The organism is Knoellia sp. Soil729, assembly GCF_001427985.1.
Taxonomy (GTDB): Bacteria; Actinomycetota; Actinomycetes; order Actinomycetales; family Dermatophilaceae; genus Knoellia.
Genome location: NZ_LMSA01000002.1, coordinates 501914 through 523231 on the forward strand (window position 1 = coordinate 501914; position 21318 = coordinate 523231).

At 68.1% G+C, this 21318-nt stretch carries 25 protein-coding genes and 2 tRNA genes; 11 read left to right on the top strand and 16 right to left on the bottom strand.

What is annotated here, in order from left to right; all coding sequences use genetic code 11:
- Positions 1–239 precede the first annotated feature (239 nt).
- The 4 genes from ASG74_RS07345 (at position 240) to ASG74_RS07360 (ending at position 2466) form a co-directional block, all read left to right on the top strand.
- Positions 240–755 carry a helix-turn-helix domain-containing protein gene (locus ASG74_RS07345; protein ID WP_056140882.1) on the top strand — a complete coding sequence of 172 codons (516 nt, stop codon included), beginning with the start codon at positions 240–242 and terminating at the stop codon, positions 753–755.
- Positions 756–958: 203 nt separating this feature from the next.
- A complete protein-coding gene (locus ASG74_RS07350; RefSeq protein ID WP_056140887.1) occupies positions 959–1648 on the top strand; it encodes a hypothetical protein in 690 nt (229 codons plus the stop codon).
- Positions 1641–1955 (top strand): 2-polyprenylphenol hydroxylase, encoded by a 315-nt coding sequence (locus tag ASG74_RS07355; protein WP_156465317.1) that lies wholly within the window; start codon positions 1641–1643, stop codon positions 1953–1955. The genes ASG74_RS07350 and ASG74_RS07355 overlap by 8 nt, the downstream gene beginning before the upstream one ends.
- Complete coding sequence (locus tag ASG74_RS07360; RefSeq protein ID WP_442910081.1) at positions 1936–2466, top strand: metallophosphoesterase family protein; 531 nt, start codon at positions 1936–1938, stop codon at positions 2464–2466. Before ASG74_RS07355 ends, ASG74_RS07360 begins: the two co-directional genes overlap by 20 nt.
- Here the strand turns inward: ASG74_RS07360 and ASG74_RS07365 are convergent, their stop codons facing one another.
- From ASG74_RS07365 to ASG74_RS07400, 8 genes are all read right to left on the bottom strand, one after another.
- On the bottom strand, positions 2467–2871 hold the full coding sequence (locus tag ASG74_RS07365; protein ID WP_056140893.1) for a secondary thiamine-phosphate synthase enzyme YjbQ: 405 nt from the start codon (positions 2869–2871) through the stop codon (positions 2467–2469).
- An 11-nt stretch (positions 2872–2882) separates the two neighbouring features.
- Positions 2883–3956 carry a UDP-N-acetylmuramate dehydrogenase gene (locus ASG74_RS07370; protein WP_056140896.1) on the bottom strand — a complete coding sequence of 358 codons (1074 nt, stop codon included), beginning with the start codon at positions 3954–3956 and terminating at the stop codon, positions 2883–2885.
- Entirely contained in the window at positions 3956–4378 is a 423-nt protein-coding gene (locus ASG74_RS07375) for a MaoC/PaaZ C-terminal domain-containing protein (RefSeq protein ID WP_056140899.1), read from the bottom strand. Before ASG74_RS07375 ends, ASG74_RS07370 begins: the two co-directional genes overlap by 1 nt.
- On the bottom strand, positions 4375–4836 hold the full coding sequence (locus ASG74_RS07380; protein WP_056140902.1) for an FAS1-like dehydratase domain-containing protein: 462 nt from the start codon (positions 4834–4836) through the stop codon (positions 4375–4377). Before ASG74_RS07380 ends, ASG74_RS07375 begins: the two co-directional genes overlap by 4 nt.
- A gap of 81 nt (positions 4837–4917) precedes the next feature.
- Complete coding sequence (rpmG, locus tag ASG74_RS07385; RefSeq protein ID WP_009776014.1) at positions 4918–5085, bottom strand: 50S ribosomal protein L33; 168 nt, start codon at positions 5083–5085, stop codon at positions 4918–4920.
- A 137-nt stretch (positions 5086–5222) separates the two neighbouring features.
- Positions 5223–5296, bottom strand: a tRNA-Met gene (locus ASG74_RS07390).
- Between the two features lie 44 nt (positions 5297–5340).
- Positions 5341–5413: transfer RNA gene (locus tag ASG74_RS07395), tRNA-Thr, on the bottom strand.
- Between the two features lie 86 nt (positions 5414–5499).
- Positions 5500–6543 carry a zinc-dependent alcohol dehydrogenase family protein gene (locus ASG74_RS07400; protein ID WP_056140904.1) on the bottom strand — a complete coding sequence of 348 codons (1044 nt, stop codon included), beginning with the start codon at positions 6541–6543 and terminating at the stop codon, positions 5500–5502.
- Between the two features lie 56 nt (positions 6544–6599).
- On the opposite strand from ASG74_RS07400, the gene ASG74_RS07405 reads away from it, so the two are divergent.
- Complete coding sequence (locus ASG74_RS07405; RefSeq protein WP_056140906.1) at positions 6600–7136, top strand: ASCH domain-containing protein; 537 nt, start codon at positions 6600–6602, stop codon at positions 7134–7136.
- A gap of 186 nt (positions 7137–7322) precedes the next feature.
- A complete protein-coding gene (locus ASG74_RS17425) occupies positions 7323–8630 on the top strand; it encodes a hypothetical protein (protein WP_200942545.1) in 1308 nt (435 codons plus the stop codon).
- Positions 8631–8668: 38 nt separating this feature from the next.
- On the opposite strand, the gene ASG74_RS07420 is transcribed toward ASG74_RS17425, so the two are convergent.
- From ASG74_RS07420 to ASG74_RS07435, 4 genes are read right to left on the bottom strand one after another with little or no spacing between them, the layout of a single operon-like run.
- A complete protein-coding gene (locus tag ASG74_RS07420; RefSeq protein WP_056140913.1) occupies positions 8669–9424 on the bottom strand; it encodes a helical backbone metal receptor in 756 nt (251 codons plus the stop codon).
- 9 nt (positions 9425–9433) lie between these two features.
- On the bottom strand, positions 9434–10081 hold the full coding sequence (locus ASG74_RS07425; RefSeq protein WP_056140916.1) for a class I SAM-dependent methyltransferase: 648 nt from the start codon (positions 10079–10081) through the stop codon (positions 9434–9436).
- Positions 10082–10111: 30 nt separating this feature from the next.
- Positions 10112–10918, bottom strand: coding sequence for a serine hydrolase (locus ASG74_RS07430; protein ID WP_056143296.1), 807 nt, complete (start codon positions 10916–10918; stop codon positions 10112–10114).
- Position 10919: 1 nt separating this feature from the next.
- Positions 10920–11681: an SDR family NAD(P)-dependent oxidoreductase gene (locus ASG74_RS07435; RefSeq protein WP_056143298.1), complete on the bottom strand. Its 762-nt coding sequence runs from the start codon at positions 11679–11681 to the stop codon at positions 10920–10922.
- Between the two features lie 45 nt (positions 11682–11726).
- Between ASG74_RS07435 and ASG74_RS07440 the strand changes: the two genes are divergently transcribed.
- Positions 11727–12137 (top strand): TraR/DksA family transcriptional regulator, encoded by a 411-nt coding sequence (locus ASG74_RS07440; protein WP_082569585.1) that lies wholly within the window; start codon positions 11727–11729, stop codon positions 12135–12137.
- A gap of 7 nt (positions 12138–12144) precedes the next feature.
- On the opposite strand, the gene ASG74_RS07445 is transcribed toward ASG74_RS07440, so the two are convergent.
- Complete coding sequence (locus ASG74_RS07445) at positions 12145–12432, bottom strand: MerR family transcriptional regulator (RefSeq protein WP_056140919.1); 288 nt, start codon at positions 12430–12432, stop codon at positions 12145–12147.
- 145 nt (positions 12433–12577) lie between these two features.
- On the opposite strand from ASG74_RS07445, the gene ASG74_RS07450 reads away from it, so the two are divergent.
- From ASG74_RS07450 to ASG74_RS07460, 3 genes are all read left to right on the top strand, one after another.
- Positions 12578–13009, top strand: coding sequence for an Hsp20/alpha crystallin family protein (locus ASG74_RS07450; protein ID WP_056143303.1), 432 nt, complete (start codon positions 12578–12580; stop codon positions 13007–13009).
- A 546-nt stretch (positions 13010–13555) separates the two neighbouring features.
- Positions 13556–13876: a J domain-containing protein gene (locus tag ASG74_RS07455; protein ID WP_082569586.1), complete on the top strand. Its 321-nt coding sequence runs from the start codon at positions 13556–13558 to the stop codon at positions 13874–13876.
- An 82-nt stretch (positions 13877–13958) separates the two neighbouring features.
- Positions 13959–14141 carry a hypothetical protein gene (locus ASG74_RS07460; protein WP_056140925.1) on the top strand — a complete coding sequence of 61 codons (183 nt, stop codon included), beginning with the start codon at positions 13959–13961 and terminating at the stop codon, positions 14139–14141.
- Positions 14142–14401: 260 nt separating this feature from the next.
- On the opposite strand, the gene ASG74_RS07465 is transcribed toward ASG74_RS07460, so the two are convergent.
- Positions 14402–14872, bottom strand: a complete 471-nt coding sequence (locus tag ASG74_RS07465) for a UPF0158 family protein (protein WP_056140928.1) — start codon at positions 14870–14872, stop codon at positions 14402–14404.
- Positions 14873–15072: 200 nt separating this feature from the next.
- On the opposite strand from ASG74_RS07465, the gene ASG74_RS07470 reads away from it, so the two are divergent.
- A complete protein-coding gene (locus ASG74_RS07470) occupies positions 15073–15486 on the top strand; it encodes a hypothetical protein (protein WP_056140931.1) in 414 nt (137 codons plus the stop codon).
- A 218-nt stretch (positions 15487–15704) separates the two neighbouring features.
- Here the strand turns inward: ASG74_RS07470 and ASG74_RS07475 are convergent, their stop codons facing one another.
- Both ASG74_RS07475 and icmF read right to left on the bottom strand, forming a co-directional pair.
- Entirely contained in the window at positions 15705–17615 is a 1911-nt protein-coding gene (locus ASG74_RS07475; protein WP_056140933.1) for an AAA family ATPase, read from the bottom strand.
- Positions 17616–18018: 403 nt separating this feature from the next.
- On the bottom strand, positions 18019–21264 hold the full coding sequence (gene icmF, locus ASG74_RS07480; protein WP_056140936.1) for a fused isobutyryl-CoA mutase/GTPase IcmF: 3246 nt from the start codon (positions 21262–21264) through the stop codon (positions 18019–18021).
- Positions 21265–21318: the final 54 nt, after the last annotated feature.

The following is a 21318-nucleotide window of genomic DNA, read 5'->3' on the forward strand; positions in this document are numbered from 1 at the left end:
GGGTGTCCGACAAGGACGTGTCTTTGCTTCACCACATGACGCACTGACACTCCCACTGCACACGACCGCCGGCCAAGCTGTGTGGCGTTGCTGGGCCGATGCGAAGTCCCACCGCCGACGACCTGCTACGAGGCCTGGAGAGCAGGGTCGTTGTCCACACCTCGCCCGGTGGGTTCGGGTTGTGCACAGAACACACCAGTGCTCTGGCGGGCTCGCAGCGACGGGCGCACAGTCGACGCATGACACCCGAGCAGTGCGCGGCACAACGACAGATCGACCTGGCGGCGACCATCCGAGGCCTCACCCTTGCCGACGCGGTGGGACTCGCGCTGCGTGACCACCGCAGACGGTTGGGACTGTCGCAGCGCGCCTACGCCAGGCTTCGCAGCAAGACACCCAGCTCGATCGCCCGTCTCGAGAGCTCCGCGGGGTGCTCCCAGCTCAAGGCCGTGATCGAGGCTCTCGACGGCACGGGGTTCGAGCTGGCGCTGGTCAGGCCCGGCGATGAAGACACTGGTTCCACGCCGGCAGCGATCGTCGGTCCGGACGCCTGGCCCATGACGGAGCTCCTCGCACGGGTGCGCGATGGGAGTCGGCGGTTTCCGGCGCACCACGAGGCTCAGGCGGTGGTCAGCCCACCCTCGTGGTGGTGGCACCGCGAGTTCTTCGCCGGTCGGCCCGGGCCCGAGCCCCAGTGGTATGCACCCCGTCCGACGCCGCAAGAGCCCTATCCGCTCCGGAGTGACACCGCGTGACCACCCCTCCTTCGTGGTTTCGTCACCGTCGACTCGCTTCGTCGAGACTTTGAGGAAGCGAGTAAAAGCCGGCGAACTGAGCATGACGGCACCGAAGTCGTCGACGCCGAGCGAGGTCCGGCAGGTGGCCGATCGTGACATCGACGCCTGGCTGGCCGCTGAGGAGCAGTGACCCGTCCTATGTTGGGTCGATGGAGCCACAGATGAGCGGTGCCGCAACCGGAGATGGTGACGGCTCGCCCGCGCTGGGACTCGTCGGCCGGCTCGGCGGGCTGGCACTTGCCGCACCCTTCGGTGCGCTCGCCCGGCTGCGCGGGACGCGAGCGCTGCACCCCGTCGGGTTCTGCGGCACCGGCTTCTTGACCGTGAACCCCGGACCGCCCAGCGGAGTGGTGCTGCTCGACGAGGCCGGACCCCATCCCTGCCTCCTCCGTTGGTCGAGGGCGACCGGTCTGCGTGAGGGCCCGGACGTGGAGGGCCTCGCCGTCCGGGTGCAGGGACGAGCGGCAGGTGACGTGCTCCTCGCCTCCACCGGCACCGGCGTGGTGACGCGGCACCTGCTCACGTTGCGCACCCGCCACGTGCACGGACCCCTCACCACCCTGCTGCCGCTGTCGACGGCACGCGGGCCGCTCCTCCTCCGTCTCGACCCCGTCACCGGCGACGACCTCCCTTCTGCCTACCGCCTGCTCGTCGCCGCGCCCGGCCATCCGTGGCACGAGCGCGGCCGGCTCGACCTCACATGGACCGACAGCGACTGCACCCGACGCCACGACCCGGTCGGGCACCCTCCAGCCGGCACGTGGACCTCCCCGCTGTGGGCTCGTCTGCGCAAGCCGTCGTATGCCGTGTCCGAGCAGGTCCGTGCCGACCCGGAGGAGCCACGTGCCTGAGCAGCAGGACGCCGCGGACGAGGACGCGGACCGCTGGCTCGTCGTCGGCGGCCGCCGGTGGCGCCGTCAGGACCCGGAGCTGCCCGACGATGCGGCGCAGCGGTTGCTCTCGCACCTCGGCAGGGGGCGCTCGGGCGTGAAGTCGGCGTCCGCGGCAGGCGAGGACCCGGCTGCGTCACGGCGCCGGGTCGACCTCGCCAAGCACGGGCTCGGCGAACGCGGCACCCCGTGGTGGGAGCAGGACGCGGGGCAGCGGCGGGCCCGCTGGGAGGAGGCGTTGAGCGACCTTGACGCACTCGACGACTGAAGCCCCTGCGCTGCGCCTGCTGCTGCTTGCCGACACGCACGTGCCGGCGCGCGCCCGCGACCTCCCGGCGCAGGTGTGGGACGCGGTGGACGCCGCCGACGTGGTGGTCCACGCGGGCGACTGGATCGTCCCGAGCCTGCTCGATGCGCTCGAGGCCAGGGCACCACGGCTCGTGGGGGTCTGGGGCAACAACGACGGGGCCGAGCTGCGGCGCCGCCTGCCCGAGGTGGCCCGGGTGGAGCTCGGCGGCCTGACCTGGGGTGTCGTGCACGAGACCGGGCCCAAGCAGCGGCGCGAGGAGCGGATGCGGGCAGCCCACCCCGACATCGACGTGCTCGTCTTCGGGCACAGCCACATCCCGTGGGACACCGAGCACGACGGACTGCGCCTGCTCAACCCCGGCTCACCGACCGACCGGCGCCGCCAACCCGCCTGCACCTATATGACCTGCACCGTCGGCGGTGGCGAGGTCACCGACCTGCGCCTGCACGCCCTGCCACCGCGTCGCTGATCAGCCGGCGAGGAAGTCGAGGCGGACGCTGCGGTCGTGGTTGTCGACGTTGAGGTCGACCAGGCAGATGCTCTGCCAGGTGCCGAGCGCGAGCCGGCCGTCCTCGACAGGGACGCTCGCGTAGGGCGGCACCAACGCAGGCATGACGTGCGAGCGGCCGTGCCCAGGAGTGCCGTGCCGGTGACGCCACCGATTGTCGGCCGGCAGGAGGTCGCGAAGCGCGGCGAGCAGGTCGTCGTCGGAGCCCGCTCCGGTCTCGAGAATCGCGATGCCGGCCGTCGCGTGCGGGACGAAGACGTGCAGCAACCCGTCACCGAGCTCGCGCACGAAGTCCGCGCACTCGTCGGTGAGGTCGAGGACGGCGTCCTGGTCGCCCGTGTGCACCTGGAGCGTGTGAGTCTGCATGAGTTCCCCTCTCAGAGCTCGTGACCGACGAAGACGGGTTCGTTGACCAGCGTGACACCGAAGCGGTCGTGCACCCCGTCGCGGACCTGCCGGGCCAGCGCGGCCACGTCCGCGGCCGTCGCCGATCCACGGTTGGTGACCGCGAGCGTGTGCTTCGTCGACAAGGCGGCGGGACCCGGCATACCGAAGCCTTTGCCGAAACCGGCCTTGTCGATGAGCCAGGCCGCGCTCGTTTTGACACCGCCGTCGGCGTCCTCGAAGCGCGGCGGGGTGGGGCCGTCGTCGCCCAGCTCGGCACGCACCCGCGACTGCAGGTCCTCGAACCGGGCCGTCGACATGATCGGGTTGGTGAAGAACGAGCCGCAGCTCCACGTGTCGTGGTCGGCCGGGTCGAGCACCATGCCGCGCTTGCGGCGCTGCTCGAGCACGGCCTCACGGGCATCACCGAGCGGCACGCGCGCGCCGGTCTCGATACCGAGACCCGCGGCGAGGTCGGCGTAGGCGATGGGCCGCGAGAGGTCGGCGACGACGAACTGGAAGGTCACGTCGAGTACGACGTAGTTCGAGCTCGCCTTGAAGCGGGAGTGACGGTAGGTGAAGCTGCACTCGGACGCGCTGAAGCTGCGCACCTCCTGGGTGCCGCGGTCCCAGACCCGGACGCGGGCGATCGTCTGGGCGACCTCCTGGCCGTAGGCGCCGACGTTCTGCACGGGCGTCGCTCCGGTGGAACCGGGTATGCCGGACAGCGCTTCGACTCCCGACCACCCTTGCGCGACCGCTTGGCTCACGACGTCGTCCCACACCTCGCCAGCGGCGATACGCACGGTCGCCCCACCGCAGGAGTCCTGGGACTCCACCTCGATGCCGGAGGTCGCGACCCTGACGACCGTCCCCGCGAAACCCTCGTCCGCAATGACGAGGTTGGAGCCGCCGCCGAGGACCAGCAGGGGCTCCTGGGCGTCGTCGACCTCGCGCACTGCGTCCACGAGCTCGTCGATGGTCTCGGCGACGACCAGGCGCTGCGCGGGGCCGCCGACCCGCATCGTCGTGTGCTCGGCGAGGGAGACGTCGTGCAGCTCCTGCATCAGTCGAGCTGGACGATCGCGATGCAGCGGCCGAGCACCTTGGCGCCGTCGGCCGATGCCGTGACCTCGACCGTCGCCCGGCGGGTGTCCTGGTCGACGGCCTTGACGACGCCCTCGACGCGGACCTGCGCGCCCGCAGCAGGGACGACGACGGGCTTGGTGAAGCGGGTGCCGAACTCCACCACGCGGTCTGCTCCCCCGGCCCAGTCGGAGACCACGGACCCGGCCGCGCCCAAGGTCCACATGCCGTGGGCGATGACGTCGGGCAGGCCGACCGACTTCGCGAAGTCCTCGTCCTGGTGAATGGGGTTCTGGTCGCCGGAGGCGTGGGCGTAGGCGACCAAGGTGTCGCGACCGACCTCGACGGTGACGGGTCCGAAGACGTCGCCCGCCTGGGTCTCTCCAGCAGTGCGGACGGTCACTGGTCCTCGCCTCCTCGGACGACGATGGTGGAGGTCGAGGTGCACACCGGCTCGCCGCCGGCGGTGAGCTCGGTGCGGGTCGTGATCATCGCGTGGCCACCGGCCATGCGGATCGCGTCGACGGTGAGCTCACCGAGGAGCTCGTCACCGGCCGCGATCGGGCGATGATGGACGAAACGCTGCTCGCCATGGACGACGCGGCTGTAGTCGATGCCCGCCTCGGGATCCAGAATGTATTCGCGGTCGCACTTCTGCCCCAGGGTCACGGCGAACGTGGGCGGTGCGATGACGTCGGGATGGCCGGCAGCACGGGCCACCTCGGCGTCACGGTGCATGGGGTCGTCCGAGCCGACCGCGTCGGCGAAGGCGGCAATGTCGGCTGCACTCACGGCATACGGACCGCTTGGGGGGTAGGTGCGCCCCACGAAGTCGGTGTTGACCACGGAAGTCTCGCTCATGCGCCCACTCTAGAGACCCGGGAACGACGAAGCCGCCCGGCACCGTGAGGTGGGGCGGCTTCGGCGGACGAGGCGCTGGGGTCAGCGGGTCTCGCGGTGCTCGGTGTGCTTCTTGCAGCGGGGGCAGAACTTCGCCAGCTCGAGCCGGTCGGGGTCGTTCCGACGGTTCTTCTTGGTGATGTAGTTGCGCTCCTTGCACTCCGTGCACGCCAGGGTGATCTTGGGGCGGACGTCAGTGGCCTTGGCCATCGGGGCAACCTGCTCTCGAAAAGGGTGATCGTGGTGTGATGCAAACTGTGTGTCGCGCCAGTTCAACGATGTGGCTTCACGCGACGACCAGCACAACAGAGTACGCGGGTTCGGGTATTCCCCGAAATCGCGCTGCGTAGCGGGAGCGGGGCTCGATCCCGCGACCTCACGATTATGAGTCGTGCGCTCTAACCAGCTGAGCTACCCCGCCTTGGGGGCCGGAGGTCACCACCGTGCGGCGATGACCCTGACCAGAGCCCCCTGTCGGAATCGAACCGACGACCTTTTCCTTACCATGGAAACGCTCTACCGACTGAGCTAAGGGGGCGTTTCAGGCACCGGGTCAGACCCGGGCTGAGTGCGTCGGGAATGCTACACGGACACCTGCGCGGGGGTGAAATCCGGTCCTCGTGCTCAGCCTCCGAGGCTGATGACGGTCATCCCCGGCGACGTCGGCGGGGAGTCCATCGCGGCCAGTGCCGCACCGGCCCGGTCCAGCGGCAGGACCTCGCCGACGAGCAGGTCCGGCCGGAGCCTGCCCTCGGTGATGAGCGCCAGCATCGGGGCGTACTCGTGGGCGGCCATGCCGTGCGAGCCGTGGATCTCGAGCTCCTGGGCGATGACCCGGTCCATGGGCAGCGGCGGCGTCGACGAGGGGCCGAGAAGCAGGCCGACCTGGACGTGCCGGCCCCGGCGTCGCAGGGAGCTGACCGAGGCGACCGCCGTGGCGGGGGTGCCGAGGGCGTCGATGGAGACGTGGGTTCCGCCGCCGGTGAGCTCGCGGATGGCGGCCGCCGTGTCGGTTTGGATGGTGGCGTTGACGACGTGCTCGGCGCCGAGCTCCCGGGCTCGCGCGAGGGCCGAGTCGGCCACGTCGACGGCGACGACGCGGGCGCCGAGCGCCACGCCGATCATCACGGCGGACAGTCCGACTCCGCCGCAGCCGTGAACAGCGAGCCATTGGTCGGGCGTGAGCCGGCCATGCGCCGTGAGGGCGCGGAAGGCGGTGGCGAAGCGGCAGCCCAGCGAGGCGGCAGTGACGAAGTCGATCTCGTCGGGCAACGCGACCAGGTTGGCGTCGGCTGCGCTGATGGCGACGCGTTCGGCGAAGGACCCGCGTCCCGTGAAGCCGGGCTGGGTCTGGTCGGGGCAGACCTGCGCGTCGCCGGTGATGCACAGGTCGCACACGCCGCAGCCGCAGACGAACGGCACGGTGACGCGGTCGCCGACGAGCCACTTGGTGACGTCGACACCGACCTCGGCGACGGTGCCGGCCAGCTCGTGGCCGGGGATCTGCGGGAGCGGCACGGGGTCGTGGCCCTTCCAGGCGTGCCAGTCCGAGCGGCAGACACCGGTCGCCCCCACGGCGACGACGACTCCGCCGGGCTCGCAGACCGGGTCCGGGACGTCGGTCAGCGTGGGTGCCTCCCCGTAGGCGGAGTACTGGATGGCCCTCATGGGCCCAGTCTCACGCACGGTGCCCGCGCTGCCAGCGCGACTGGCAGAGTGGCCGCATGAGTGACGACGTGACGACGCAGTCCGGCGAGGGCTCCCTCGAGACCGTTGACGAGCGGGTCCACACCTTCTGGGAGGTGGCCAGCGCGCACGCCCGCCTCAACGGTGTCCCGGCCTACTTCGGGCCCAATGTCCTCGACTCGGTGCCGCCGCCCGCGTGGTCGTTCGGCACCGGAGCAGAGGAGGCCGACAACCTGCTCGCCCTGGTCCTCGCCGGCACGAAGACGGCGACCGCGAGCGCGCAGTGGGACTACGCGGCGGATAACGAACCCCTGCCCGAGCCCGGCGCGCTGAGCATCATCCTCGCCGGGACAGGGCAGCCCCGAGCCCTCATCGAGACGACGGACGTCGAGATCGTGCCCTTCGACCAGGTCACCGAGGAGCACGCCCGGCTCGAGGGCGAGGGCGACCTGTCCCTGGACTACTGGCGCGAGGTGCATGAGAAGTTCTTCCGCGAGGTCGCCACGCACGCTCACGGCTTCGTCGCCGACATGCCCGTCGTGTGTGAGCGCTTCCGGGTCCTCTACTCGGAGTGAGCCCTCGATTGGCGGCCGTGAACTAGTCATTTCGCCACCACTTGGATGAGCGCTTCTCCTTCGAGAAACGCTGTGTCACCATGAGGCTCCCCTTCATCGGGTGGTCACGGAACCATCATTTCGTACTCTTGACGGCGACCGCGCCGACGAGGGCGGCCCGGACCATCCTCCTGCCCGAGGTATGCCATGAGACGGTCCTTTCGCGCTTCGCTTCTTTTCCTGACCACCCTGGCGCTGGCCCTGTCCGGCCTGTCCTGGGGCCTGACGGGGGCAACGGGGAGCACCGCCTCCTCGGTGGCTGCGGTGGAGACGAGCACGGCCGGGGGCTTCGTCCCCGTGACCCCGACSCGCATCYTGGACACCCGCCTGGGCAACGGCGCCCCCGTCGCCGCCMTCSGCCCCGGCGCCACCCTGCACCTGCAGGTCACCGGCAGAGGCAGAGTCCCCACCACCGGCGTCTCCTCCGTCGTGCTCAACGTCACCGCCGTCCGGCCCGCCGCCACCGGACACCTCACCCTGCACCCGGACGGCACCACCCGCCCCAACGCCTCCAGCCTCAGCTTCCTGCAGGGCGACACGGCCGCCAACCTCGTCATCGCCCAGGTCGGCTCCAACGGCAAGATCGCMATCCACAACAACTCCACCGGCACCATCCACCTGCTCGCCGACGTCACCGGCTACCACCTGGCGACAACGTCGACCACGCCGACGCCGACCCCCACTCCCACCACTCCCAGCCCGACCCCCACCACTCCGACTCCGACTCCGACCACCCCCACCCCAACTCCAACTCCGACCACGCCTACCCCGACGCCGACCCCACCTCCGGCCTCGTCCTGCACGAGCCCTGCGTGGACCTCGTCACAGGCCTTCGGCACGTGGCAGACCAACGGCTACCTCGTCAACAACAACATGTGGTCGGGCGAGGCCGGTCCCCAGACGATCAGCGCCTGCTCCTCGCGCCAGTGGTCCGTCACGTCGAACCAGCCCGGCACGGGCACGGACGACAGCGTCAAGACCTATCCCGACACGCAGCGCCACGTCAGCTACCCGCTCAGCTCCCTCAAGTCCATGCCCTCCACCTTCGACGTCACCGTCCCGCCCGGTGGTGGCACCGTCCCGGCCAAGGGCAAGCAGTGGAACGCCGCCTATGACCTGTGGCTCGACAACTTCGGCACCGAGGTCATGGTCTGGAACACGTGGACCATGAACTGGCAGTACTGGTACAACACCTACCGCGGCCAGAAGGTCACCATCGACGGTGTCACCTACTTCGCCTACCGCAACAGCAGCAGCAGCGCGATGTGGTTCATCCGGGAGAATGTCACCAACAAGGGAAGCGTCGACCTCGCCCACATCCTCCAGTGGGCGGTGGCCAACGGCTGGCTGAAGTCGTCACAGGTCCTGGGCGAAGTCGAATACGGCTTCGAGGTCTCCTACACCGGCGAGCCGACCAAGTTCACCCTCAACGACTACACGTTGACGCTGCCCTGACCGGCGCGTATGCCGGCCGGTCAGGTCCGTCACTCCGGTCACGCCTCCAGGGCGTGGCGGGACTCGACCAGTGACGGGCCGTACCACGTGATCAGCCGACCACTCACGAGCCGGGTCGCGGTGCGTGAGAACGCTTCTGGCCCGTCGTCCGCCGTGAAGACGTAGGGCTCGTCGGGCAGCAGCACGACGTCGGCGCCGGCTGTGTCGAGCCGCTCGAGGTCCACGTGCGGGTAGCGACCGGGCTCACCGGCGGTGACGACCTCGAAGCCCAGGCGGGCGAGGAGGTCGGCGGTGAAGGTCGGGTGCCCGACGACCATCCAGGGGTCGCGCCAGATGGGCACAAGCACCTGGGTGTGCGGCTCAGGAACCGGCCCGCTCCAGGCCTGCTCAGCATCCACGAGCCAAGCGGGCTCGTCCCAGCGGCAGGCATCGACGAGGAGCCGACGCATCGAGGTCAGCGCCTGCGGCACGGTCTCGATGTCGGTCACCCACACCGTGATCCCGGCGGCGCGCAAGCGCGAGACATCGAGCTCGCGGTTCTCCTCCTTGTTGGCGATGACGAGGTCCGGCTGCAGCCCAGCGATGGCCGCACGGTCGGGGTTCTTCGTCCCGCGCACCCGCGTGACGTCGAGCTCGGCCGGGTGCGTGCACCAGTCCGTCGCCCCCACGAGCGCGCCCGGGGCGGTGGCGGCCACCGCCTCGGTGAGGGAGGGCACGAGCGAGACCACCCGGCATACGGGATCGTCCGGGAGGTCGACCGGGTGACCCAGGTCGTCGAGCAGCCTGCGACTCACGGCGACGCCTCAGGCGCGGCCGACCGCGAGGAACATCCCAAAGGTTCCGCGACCTTGGTCGTCACCGCCGAGCTCCTTCTCGACGGAGCCGGCATCGGTGACGGTGACATCGTGGAAACCGCTGCGGCGCAACCGTTCCGCGAAGGCGTCACGGTCGAATCCGTGGTGGCCGTCGAAGTCGTCGTAATGGGCGTGGAAGGCGCCCTCGCGGTCGTCGTCGAGGTCGACGACGGCGAGCCAACCACCGGGGACGAGCAGTCCCCTGATCCGCTCGAGCAGCTTGTCGATCTCCTGCACGTGGTGCAGGGCGAGCTGGGTCCACACTCCGTCGAACTTCTCGCGCGGCGGGGTATTGGAGACGAGGTCGAGCTGCTCGGCGCCGAAGCGGTCGCCCAGTGCGGCGGCGTCGATGTTGCGGCGCGCGACCTCGACCATGCCCGCGGAAGCATCCGTGACGATGACCGAGGCGACGTCGTCGGCCAGGGCGAGGCTGAGCTGGCCGGTGCCGCCACCGACCTCGAGCACGCTCTCGGTTCCCTTGAGGTGCAGGGCGTCGCGCAGCACCTGTGCCGTGGCGCGGGCCCGCTCGATCTTGGCGGGGTCGTCATCCCACGTGCTGGCTGCGTCGTCGAAGTGGCCGTGGTCGTTGGAGGTCATGCCAGCCAGCCTGTCACGTCCTCGCGGCGGTCAGGCCAGTGCGGCGCGGAGGTTCTCGCCGATGGCGCGCAGGGCCCGCATGACGTCGTCGCGACCTGTGCCCGGTGGGTTCTCGGCCCAGTTCGCAATGGCCGCGTATGCCGTGGCTCGCCCGCCGCTGTGGAAGACACCGACGTCCGCGCGCACCCCAAGGCTGGTTCCGGTCTTGTTGGTGATGACGGGACCGGCGTACTCCTCGGCGTGCGAGAGCGGGTCCTGGTGCCAGGCGGAGGCGACCATCGAGAGGTCGGCGCCGGGCGCGAGCCAGCGCAGTACCTGGGCACTGACGGAACCGGGGTCATCGCGCTGCGCCCACAGGCGGCTGAGGATGGTCACATGGTCGTGGGCACAGCCGAGGCTGAGGTGGGGCGGGTCATCGGGACCGCGCAGGCCACGCACGACGTCAACGAGGTCGGACCCGCCGGGCGCCCACTGCGCGGCCCTGGCGCGGATCACCTCGATCCCGAGCAGGTCGATGAGGACGTTGGTCGCAAGGTTGTCGCTCACCGCGCCGACGAGCTGGGCGACATCCGCCAGCGGGAGCACGTGGGTCGAAAGGTGCTGCCACAGGCCGGAATCGGCCACGGGTGTGACCGCGCGCCGGTCGAGTGGCTGGTCGACGGTCAGTGCCCCGGAGCGGAGCTGTTCGGCGAGCTCGATGAGGGCGAAGACCTTGCCGACGCTGGCCGTGGAGAGCAGGCGTTCGGGGTCGTGCGAGGCGAGCACCTCGCCCCTGCCGAGGTCGACGACACAGACAGACCAGTCGACCCCGGGCAGCAGCTCGAGGCTGAGGCTCACGTCAGCGCGGCGCCATCCGGAGGGCACCGTCCATGCGGATCGTCTCGCCGTTGAGGTAGTCGTGGTCGACGATGGCGAGCGCGAGCTTGGCGTACTCCTCGGGCGTGGCGAGCCGCTGCGGGAACGGCACTCCCGCCGCCAGACCGGCGCGGAACTCCTCGGAGACCGTGGCGAGCATCGGCGTCTCGACGATGCCGGGAGCGATGGTGCAGACCCGGATGCCGTACTGCGCGAGGTCGCGCGCCGCGGGAAGGGTGAGGCCGACAATGCCGCCCTTGGACGACGCGTATGCCGCCTGGCCCACCTGTCCGTCGTAGGCCGCGATGCTCGCGGTGTTGATGACGACGCCGCGCTGGCCGTTCTCGTCGGGGTCTGTCTGCGCGATCGCCTCGGCCGCGACGGCGAGGACGGTGAACGAGCCGATGAGGTTGATCTCGATGACCTTGCGATAGAGCGCGAGGTCGTGCACGCCCTTCTTGCCAAGGATGCGAGCGCTCGGCCCGATGCCGGCGCAGTTGACGACGATGCGCAAGGGCGCCTCGGCGTCAGCGCTGGCCTGGGTGACCGCGGCGCGCACCTGCTCCTCGTCGGTCACGTCCGTCGCGACGTACGTGACACCGTCGACCTGGGGTGCCTGCTCGATGCCTTGGGCCAGGTCGAGCGCAAAGACGTGGGCGCCTTGGGCTGCCAGAGTGGCTGCCGTCGCGGCGCCCAGGCCCGAGGCGCCGCCGGTGACGATGGCGGAAGTGTGCTGAGTCTGCATGGCCGTCATCCTGTCATCCGCTGGGGCATGGGGCATCGTGGACCCATGACGCCTACGCCGCCTCCGGCCGGGGAGCCGAACCCTGCGCTGAGCGACGATGCGCAGCGGGACGCTGCCGCCCTCCTGTGCGAAGAGCGCGCTGAGCTGGAGGGCCGCATCGCCCACTTCGACGCCGACATGGCCCTGATGTTCGAGGCGTCGCGCGACTCCAACGCCGATGACGAGCACGACCCCGAGGGCCAGACCATCGCCTACGAGCGCTCGCAGCTGTCCGCCCTGACCGCTCAGGCCCGCGAGCAGCTGCGTGAGATCGAGGCCGCGCTGCAGCGGGTGGAGGCCGGAACCTATGGGGTGTGTGAGTTCTGCGGCCGGGCGATCGCTCCGGGGCGTCTGGAGGCGCGTCCGACGGCGAGGACCTGCGTCGAGCACGCATCCTCGACGGGTCGGCGCTCCTGAGCCCGGGTCAGTCGCGTTCTTCTTGGTCGGCACGCAGGCGGGCGTTCTCGCTCTCGAGGTCGAGCACCATGCCGATCCCCACGAGGTTCAGGCCTTCGCCGAGCAGGTCGCCGATCCGACGCAACCGCTCGAGGTCGTTCGTGCTGTAGCGACGCGTGCCCCCATCACTGCGACTCGGTTCGAGCAGGCCCCGGGACTCGTACAGGCGCAGGTTCTGCGCACCCATCCCGACCAGCTCCGCGGCCACGGAGATGCCGTAGACGCCCCGGTCGCCGTCGTGGACAGGTTCGGCCATCGGAGCTCCTCGAAAAATTTGTGACTCGGGACTTGCACAGTATGCCCGACGCTGCTACAACAAATCTATAGCGATCACCACAGATCCAACCCGCGGATTGTGGTGCCGCTTCCACCATCAACACAGCACATCCATGGAGGACACGATGCTCATGCGCACCGACCCATTCCGTGAACTCGACCGACTGACCCAGCAGGTCTTCGGTCCCGACGGCACCCGCGCGCGGCCCTCGGCGATGCTGATGGACGCCTGGCGCGACGGCGACACGTTCCACGTCGAGTTCGACCTCCCCGGCGTCAGCCAGGACTCGATCGACATCGACGTCGAGCGCAACGTGGTCACCGTGAAGGCCGAACGCCCCTCGCGCGCCAGCGACGCGGAGCTGCTGGCTGCCGAACGCCCACGCGGCGTGTTCAGCCGACAGCTCGTGCTCGGCGACAACCTCGACACCAACAAGATCACGGCGAGCTACCACGAAGGCGTGCTCTCCCTGACGATCCCGGTCGCCGAGCAGGCGAAGCCACGCAAGGTCGAGATCAGCAGCGCCCACGAGGACCAGCAGGCGATCAGCGCCTGACCTCAGGGGTGAGAAGGATGCCCACGGTCCCCGCCGTCTGGCTCCACGGCGCACCTCCCGAGTTGGTCGATGAGTTCATCGACCTCGTGTGCGGCGACGCGGAGCTGGTGAAGGAGGAGTTCGACGCCATCGTGGCTGAAGAATGGCCAAGCCGAACCCCTCCGTCACACCCGCGACTGAGACGCGAGGTCGATGAACCTCCATCGAGTTCGCACCGTGCGGCAGGTCGCCCAGAGCTGGCGCCCGATCGGACACCGGTTTGCACCATGCGTGAACGCAATCGGCAGCGCTCACCCCCGCGGTGACGCGACGCAAGTTCTGAGTCAGAACCTCGTCGATGACACGGATGGAGGTGACCACCGACCCGACAGGAACAACTGAATCCCAAGCCCTCGCCTGGGCCGCGTTCGTGACCGCGTCGACGCCATCCGGCGCGACGACCACGCTGTCAAAGCGCACCCGTTCGCGGCCCAGGCGAGCCCACCCCTTCGGACTGCTCCCCTCAAGTCAGGGCACGGCGGAGCAATAATTCCCTTTGAAGCAGACATGACGCCTACATCCATGAACCCCTACACCGTGCTGAAGGTGGACGTCGAGGCCTCCCAGCGGCAGATCCGGGATGCCTACCTCTCCGGGATGCGCACGAGTCACCCAGACGCACGCAGCGCGGACGACCCGGTGGTGGAGACCACGGTTCAGGAGCTCGTCGAGGCCTATGACCTTCTGCGGGATCCGGCACGCCGGAGCGCGTACGACCAGCGCACCGCCTTTCGCCATGAGCCCAGGCCAATTCGGGTGTGGGTCGCCCAGCGCCGCAGTCCTGGTCCGCCCCCGATCCAAGCCGGTCCCGTGCGCTGGCACTCATGACCAGGCGCTCTGGCCTTCAGTTGTGTCGCCCGATCAGGCAGTCTGGATCCAGCAACCCGAGGCCTAAGGAGAGGAAGCCGACGTGGAGATCGATAGGCAGGAGATCGTGGACGAGCTTCGCGGCCGAGGCGAGGACGACGTGGCGGACCGTGCAGAGCGTGAGCTCCCCGAAGTCGTCGACACGGACACCCACGCGGACCTGCTCCATCAGCTAGGCATCAACCCCATGGACCTGCTCGGCGGCGTCGCCGGAACTTTCGGCTGAGCCCAGTTCCGGCTCAAACGGGAACACTGACCGCCGGCCCCTGCGTCCGCGACTAGTCGGATCGCTATCGCCGTCCTGTGAGTTTCGATGCCAGCAGTCCCCTACAACCCCGAGCGGATCCCAAGACTCGGCGCCGCCCTCCGCTTCGCCACCGGCACATCTCCGTCAAGTTGTTGTCGCAAAGCCTGGGTTGGAGCACACGCGGCGGAGTGACGCAGGTAGAACGACGCGGATCTGGCCGGACTCCGCGCTGCTCGGCCTCACGGCAGGGCGGGCTCGGGGTGGTCTCGCTGGAACCCTTGGGCGGCGTCTTCGTCGATCAGCCCTTCGTCTGCCAGCCACTGCACGGCCCGGACCCGTGCCCTGGCATCCCGCAGCGTGTGCCAAGCCGAGATCAGCTCAGGGTGCCCCTGGTGCAGCGCATTCTTGAAGCGCCGGAATGCGCCCCTGCCCTCCAGCGAGCGGCGCAGCCGCTCGCCGGCGCCGCGGTCGCCGATGCCGTCGGAGAAGTCGACCATGTCCTGATACCAGACGTAGGACGGGAGGGGTTCGATCACGATCAGGTCCAGCTCGTCGAGTTCGACCGGGTTCTCGCCATCGATGCCCAAGTCGCTGGTCCAGAACGCAACCTCGCCCGTTCTCGGGTCGATCAACCATCGATGCTCGTAGTCGGTCTGATCTGCCAGGGCGGTGGCGATCTCCTCAACGTCGATGGCGTCCAGGTCGAGCATCTAGCCAGCGTAGGACCGGAACAGCTCCCGTGCACCAGTCACACGGCTGACCGGTGGTGCGTGGCTCGCGGCCGTAAGACGCACCTCGCGAGACCACTGACTGAACGAGCGGATCCCGGCATGAGCGGGTGTTCCTAGGAGCACCGCGCGATCATAATCTGATCATCGTCAATGACACAGCACGCAGCTAAGGTGTGGCCGTGATTCTCTCGGTCGACTTCTATGCACAGGTCTCGCAGATCATCCCGGTGCTCCTGCTCACCGGTCTGATCGAGATGGCCGCCGTTTCTCGTCGCTGGAGCGACCACACGCTTTCAGTAGGCTCGGTGTTTACCGTTCTCATAGCCATGGTCATGATTGTCTTCGGGGAAGTTGCGGCTCTTTGGGCCGTGTCGAACGAAGCTGAAAACGGACTGGTCCGATTGTGTGCCTTATGGGGACTGGGTGCAGCGGGAACATTTGCGATGCTGCCGCTCGTCAACGCCGTGTTGGAGTGGTCCGGTGAGGCCCGTAAGCGATCCGAATGGCTGGAAGGTCTAGGCGCCGGCGTCATTATGCTGCCTTGGATAGTGGCTACCATTGCCGCCGTCGTGGCGTCTGCACAGAACGACTAGGAACCGGGCGGGGTTTCGCGACTGGTCGCTCATCGGCACGTCCCGCGTCCTATCCGCGGCATGATGCGACGCGGGCCCGGGTTGATTGTTGGGCCCGACGCCGTTGCTCGCATGGCGGCCGCTCTGCCGAAGTTGCGCGTCCCAGGGCGCTGCGACGGGCGACTGCCCCCTTTTCTCGAGTCGGAACCCATCGGTAAGCCGAGCTAAATCTAGCTTGGCTATTCAGCAGCCGACTTGAACGCGTCTGTGAATTTGTCGTGCAAGCCGACCAGCGCACGCTTACCGGATTGGGTTAGCCGGGCATCCCCGCTGACCAGCGCGTAGGCCATCTCGACCTTGCTCGGGGTACGAACCTTTTCCCGCTTGGACCAGTCCTTGAACGCTTTGGCGATGGGAACCCCGTCAGGGACATCGGCGGCTGTGAACCGCTTGGTCTGCCCCATCGTGTCGAGGAACCTGTTCACGACGACGAGGTAATCGTCGCGGTTGATGAGGTCTTCGATCGCCTGCGCCATGGGGAGGCTGAAGATGCGACTGCCGTCAACGCCTACGCCTTTGAGAGCGGCCTTGTGTTCATCGCCGCCCTTGTCGCCGTCGGTAAGGTATACGACCTTGGCTGCGACTTCCTCGACACGGATGCCCGAGCCGTGTGCATTAGCGAGGCCCGGGGCTATCTGATAGTCGAGATCATCAAGCCTCGTGGCCTTCCGAATGAGGGTGGGGAGGAGCACCATGTCGGATGCTCCTTCGGCCAGCACTGCGTTGCGGCACATGGAGAAAGCGGCGGCTCCTGCGCCCATGGCAAACAGGAGCGGAGAGAATCCGGGACCTTCACCCTCCCAGAAGTTGTTCTTGATGACGCTGGCATCCGCGTACTCGGGGTCACGAGCGAGAACCCGGATTCCAGTTCCGAGGTCGCTGGGAAGGCATCCCGGCGAATGAGTGGTGTAGAAGACCTGGGTGGCGTCAATGCTCTTGAGCAGCACACTGACGAGGTCGGCTTGAGCGTCGTAGTGGAGATGCGTCTCAGCCTCGTCGATGAGCAGCACAGGTGGCACCGTGTGTCGACCGGATGCGAGGAACGCGACGAGCGCGACGAATGTTTTGAGCCCGTCACTGCGCTCGGAGATGTTAGTCACGACACCGTTGCCGTCGAGTTCCTTTAGTAGGACTTCTAGAAGGGTGCCGTTGACGTTGAACCGAACGGTGATCTTGCTCTGGTTCCATGCCTGATCGAAGAGCTCCCGCAACCGGTCATTGCCTCGTTCGAGGGCGGTCTCCCGCTTGGTGGAATCGTTGGTCTGGATGTGACTCCACATCTCGTCAAGGTCGATGTCCGCGAGGGCCAGCAACCGCTGAACAGCTGGTGAGATGTCCCGGTTCTCAGGCTTGATGTTGTACGACGTTTCGAGGGCGCGATCCTCGTCTTCGAAGAGCACGAAGTCAGGAACTCGGTCTGCGATGGCGTTCCAGACGGATTCTGATGGATGCGGCTCGGCGACAAGTCCGTCAACGTCGTCGAGCATCTGCGCGAGCCGTGCATCGCGAGGCTGCTTACGACCAGTCGGGGTCTCCCTCAACCAGGCAGTAAGTGACCGGAGCGCGCTCGTCCATTGAGGGGACCATTCTTCATCCGGCCTCGAGAGTGCTTCTCTCATGCTCTCGGCCCAGTCGTTCGGGTCCTGCTCGTCTTCATCGGCGGCGGCCGCAAACTGAGCCGCCAGCGTCATGGTGATTTTAGCGAGGCGTTCGCCTGCCAGTTTGAACGCCTCCGCCGGGCGGGCGGGACCCGGGGACAGAGAGCGGATGCGGTTGCCGTCCCGCTTCTTGTAAAGGACCAACGTCGCTGGCGGGTTGTCCAGCGCGATGTCGGCGTAGGCCTGCTTGTCGTCGTCATCGAGTTCGTAGAACACTTTTACGACGGCGATGCTGTCCGACGCGGGCGGACGGCTGCGGTTGTGGTCGATCGGCGAGATTTGCCCACCGTGTGTGAACCACCGCAGCCCACGTAGGACCGTCGTCTTGCCCGCCTCGTTGAACCCGACGAACGCAGTCAGTGGGCCGTCGATGCCCGTGGCTGTTTTGGCGAGGCGGCGGTAGCCGTTGAACTCGATCCTGCTAACGCGCACGAAGGCTCCTATGAGTTGCAACCTCCAGCGCTCGATCCGCGACGTCTGACAGAGCCGCCATTGCTGTGGTCCTCCCAGAACTGGTCACCTGATTCGCCACCATCGAGCTGACCGTGCGTACGAGCAATACCCGCGGCCGGTGTCCGTCTGAACTTGCATCCGCCCCCCAAGTTTATGAAATAAGCCTGCCGCCCAGCTCGGCGTGACGGCATCCATGCACCGTACCGGCGTGCGTGGCGCTTCGTCGGCGGTTCACCGGTGGCATCAGCCCGCTCATCGGCATTATGTGAGTGAATCGCTGGCGCCCGCAGACGGGCAGCCCACTGTGGGCGGAGTGACGCTCTACTGGGACCGCGATCGACGTCCACTTCATGATGGATGTCGGCCCAACGTATCAGCCGAATCAGACGTTGCGGCGGTACTGGCCACCCACCTCGAAGAAGGCATCCGTCACCTGCTGGAGGGTGCACACCCGCGCCGCATCCATGAGCACCGCGAACACGTTGTCACCCGACATAGCCGCCTCCCGCAGCCGGCCCAGCGCCTCCTCGGCCTCGACCGAGTGCGCCTCCCGATAAGCCCGGACCCGTGCCAGCTGGGACTCCTTCTCGGACTCTGACGCACGGGCGAGCTCGACGTGCTGCGGCGTGCCACCGTCATCACCCTCCGGCTTGCGGAAGGTATTGACCCCGATGATCGGCAGCGACCCGTCATGCTTGCGGTGCTCATAGAGCATCGACTCGTCCTGGATCTTCCCGCGCTGGTAGCCCGTCTCCATGGCCCCGAGCACTCCCCCGCGCTCCGAGATCCGGTCGAACTCCTCCAGCACCGCCGCCTCGACCATGTCGGTCAGCTCGTCGATGACGTACGAGCCCTGCAGGGGGTTCTCGTTCATCGCGAGCCCCCACTCGCGGTTGATGATCATCTGGATCGCCAGCGCCCGACGCACCGAGTCCGGGCCCGGCGTCGTCACGGCCTCATCAAAAGCGTTGGTGTGCAACGAGTTCGCGTTGTCATAGATCGCGATGAGCGCCTGCAGCGTCGTGCGGATGTCGTTGAAGTCCATCTCCTGCGCGTGCAGCGACCGACCCGACGTCTGCACGTGGTACTTCAGCTTCTGCGACCTCTCGTTGGCGCCGTACTTCTCCCGCATCGCCACCGCCCAGATGCGACGCGCCACCCGGCCGATGACCGAGTACTCCGGGTCCATCCCGTTGCTGAAGAAGAACGACAGGTTCGGCGCGAAGTCGTTGATGTCCATGCCCCGCGCGAGATACGCCTCGACATACGTGAACCCGTTCGCCAGCGTGAACGCGAGCTGGCTGATGGGGTTCGCCCCCGCCTCGGCGATGTGGTAGCCCGAGATCGACACCGAGTAGAAGTTGCGCACCTGCTGCTCGATGAACCACTCCTGGATGTCGGCCATCATCCGCAGCGAGAACTCCGTCGAGAACAGGCACGTGTTCTGCCCCTGGTCCTCCTTGAGGATGTCCGCCTGGACCGTGCCACGCACCTGCGTGAGGGCAGTCGACCGTATGCCGGCCGCCTCCTCCTCGTTGGGCTCGCGTCCCTCGCGCTCGACGAACTTCGCCCGTTCACCGTCGATGACCGTGTTGAGGAAGAACGCGAGGATCGTCGGCGCCGGGCCGTTGATCGTCATCGACACCGACGTCGAGGGTGACGTGAGGTCGAACCCGTCGTAGAGCGCCTTCATGTCGTCGAGCGTCGCGATCGAGACGCCGGAGGTGCCGACCTTGCCGTAGATGTCGGGGCGCGGGTCGGGGTCGCGGCCATAGAGCGTCACCGAGTCGAACGCCGTCGACAGCCGCGTCGCGGGCTGCCCCTCGGACAGGAGCTTGAACCGGCGGTTGGTCCGGAACGGGTCACCCTCGCCGGCGAACATGCGGGCCGGGTCCTCGTTGTCGCGCTTGAACGGGAAGACGCCCGCCGTGAACGGGAAGAAGCCCGGCAGGTTCTCGCGGCGGAGGAACGACACGAGGTCACCGTGGTCCTCGAACTTCGGGACCGAGACCCGGCGGATCTTGTTACCCGACAGGGACTCCTTCACCAGCGAGGTGTGCAGCTCCTTGTCACGGATGCGCACGACCTGCTCGTCACCGGCATACGCGTCAACGGTCGACGGCCACTTCTCGATGGCCTCCTCGACGGCCGCCGGGAGCTCGTTGCGAGCAGCGCCGAGCAGCCTGTCCACCTCGTGGTCCTCGTGACCCAGCGCCGCCAGCTCGTCGTCCACGAACTCGAACCGCTGCACGCGACGCGCCTGGGCGGCATACGCCTCGGTCTGTGAGTGGTAGCCACGGACCGTCTCGGTGATCTCGGAGAGGTAGCGCACGCGTGAGGCCGGGACGATCTGACGCAGTACCGACGAGTGACGCACGTCGACGTGCGGCAGGGCGCCCTCGGAGAGCTCGAGGCCCTTCTCGGCCAGCAGCCCCCGCAGTTCTTGGTAGAGCGCGGTGACGCCGTCGTCGTTGAACGTCGCGGCGGAGGTGCCGAAGACCGGCATGTCCTGGGGCTTCTTGCCGAAGGCGTTGCGGTTGCGGACCATCTGGCGGCCGACGTCGCGCAGCGCGTCCATCGCACCGCGGCGCTCGAACTTGTTGATCGCCACGAGGTCGGCGAAGTCCAGCATGTCGATCTTCTCGAGTTGGCTCTGCGCGCCGAACTCGGGCGTCATGACATACATGGACACGTCGGCGAACGGCACGATCGCCGCGTCGCCCTGCCCGATGCCGGGGGTCTCGATGATGATGAGGTCGTATGCCGCGGCCTTGAGGATCGTGATGACGTCCTCGAGCGCTTCGGGCACCTCGCGACCGCCGCGGGTCGCCAGCGAGCGGAAGAGGATGCGGTCGCCGTCGAGCGAGTTCATCCGGATGCGGTCGCCGAGCAGCGCCCCACCGCCCTTGCGACGGGTCGGGTCGACGGCGACGACGGCCACGCGCAGCTTGTCCTGCTGGTCGACGCGCAGGCGGCGGACGAGCTCGTCGGTGAGGCTGGACTTGCCCGAGCCGCCGGTGCCGGTGATGCCGACGACGGGGACGTGCCGGGCGTCGGCCGCCTTGTGGAGCTCGGCGCGGTCGTCGTCGGAGAGCTTGCCCGTCTCGGCGCCGGTGATGGCCCGGGCGACCGCGGCGCGCTCCCCGGACAGGACGGCCGAGATGTCAGCCGGCCCAGCGGCATACAGGTCGGTGTCGCAGGCCTCGATGACCGTGTTGATCATGCCGACGAGGCCGAGCCGCTGGCCGTCCTCGGGGCTGAAGATCGTCACGCCCGCCTCGCGCAGCCGCGAGATCTCGTCGGCGACGATGACACCGCCGCCACCACCGACGACCTTGACGTGACCGGCGCCGGCCTCGCGGAGGAGCTGGACGAGGTACTCGAAGTACTCGACGTGCCCGCCCTGGTAGGAGCTGACGGCAACCCCCTGCACGTCCTCCTCGATCGCCGCGTCGACGACCTCCTGGACCGAGCGGTTGTGCCCGAGGTGGATGACCTCGGCGCCTTGGCTCTGCATGATGCGCCGCATGATGTTGATCGACGCGTCGTGGCCGTCGAACAGGCTCGAGGCAGTGACGATGCGGACCGGGTTCGTGGGCACGTGCAGATCGGGCGACGTCTGTGTCATGTCAAAATAGTAGGACGTCCTACTAATACTGGGAAGTCACGAGTGTCCGGAGTC

Excerpts from the sequence above, each read along its gene's own strand:
- ASG74_RS07345 (WP_056140882.1), top strand. The coding sequence starts at position 240 with ATGACACCCGAGCAGTGCGCGGCACAACGACAGATCGACCTGGCGGCG.
- ASG74_RS07350 (WP_056140887.1), top strand. The coding sequence starts at position 959 with ATGAGCGGTGCCGCAACCGGAGATGGTGACGGCTCGCCCGCGCTGGGA.
- ASG74_RS07365 (WP_056140893.1), bottom strand. The coding sequence starts at position 2,871 with ATGCAGACTCACACGCTCCAGGTGCACACGGGCGACCAGGACGCCGTC.
- ASG74_RS07370 (WP_056140896.1), bottom strand. The coding sequence starts at position 3,956 with ATGCAGGAGCTGCACGACGTCTCCCTCGCCGAGCACACGACGATGCGG.
- ASG74_RS07380 (WP_056140902.1), bottom strand. The coding sequence starts at position 4,836 with ATGAGCGAGACTTCCGTGGTCAACACCGACTTCGTGGGGCGCACCTAC.
- rpmG (WP_009776014.1), bottom strand. The coding sequence starts at position 5,085 with ATGGCCAAGGCCACTGACGTCCGCCCCAAGATCACCCTGGCGTGCACG.
- ASG74_RS07400 (WP_056140904.1), bottom strand. The coding sequence starts at position 6,543 with ATGAGGGCCATCCAGTACTCCGCCTACGGGGAGGCACCCACGCTGACC.
- ASG74_RS07405 (WP_056140906.1), top strand. The coding sequence starts at position 6,600 with ATGAGTGACGACGTGACGACGCAGTCCGGCGAGGGCTCCCTCGAGACC.
- ASG74_RS07425 (WP_056140916.1), bottom strand. The coding sequence starts at position 10,081 with ATGACCTCCAACGACCACGGCCACTTCGACGACGCAGCCAGCACGTGG.
- ASG74_RS07435 (WP_056143298.1), bottom strand. The coding sequence starts at position 11,681 with ATGCAGACTCAGCACACTTCCGCCATCGTCACCGGCGGCGCCTCGGGC.
- ASG74_RS07440 (WP_082569585.1), top strand. The coding sequence starts at position 11,727 with ATGACGCCTACGCCGCCTCCGGCCGGGGAGCCGAACCCTGCGCTGAGC.
- ASG74_RS07445 (WP_056140919.1), bottom strand. The coding sequence starts at position 12,432 with ATGGCCGAACCTGTCCACGACGGCGACCGGGGCGTCTACGGCATCTCC.
- ASG74_RS07450 (WP_056143303.1), top strand. The coding sequence starts at position 12,578 with ATGCTCATGCGCACCGACCCATTCCGTGAACTCGACCGACTGACCCAG.
- ASG74_RS07455 (WP_082569586.1), top strand. The coding sequence starts at position 13,556 with ATGACGCCTACATCCATGAACCCCTACACCGTGCTGAAGGTGGACGTC.
- ASG74_RS07465 (WP_056140928.1), bottom strand. The coding sequence starts at position 14,872 with ATGCTCGACCTGGACGCCATCGACGTTGAGGAGATCGCCACCGCCCTG.
- icmF (WP_056140936.1), bottom strand. The coding sequence starts at position 21,264 with ATGACACAGACGTCGCCCGATCTGCACGTGCCCACGAACCCGGTCCGC.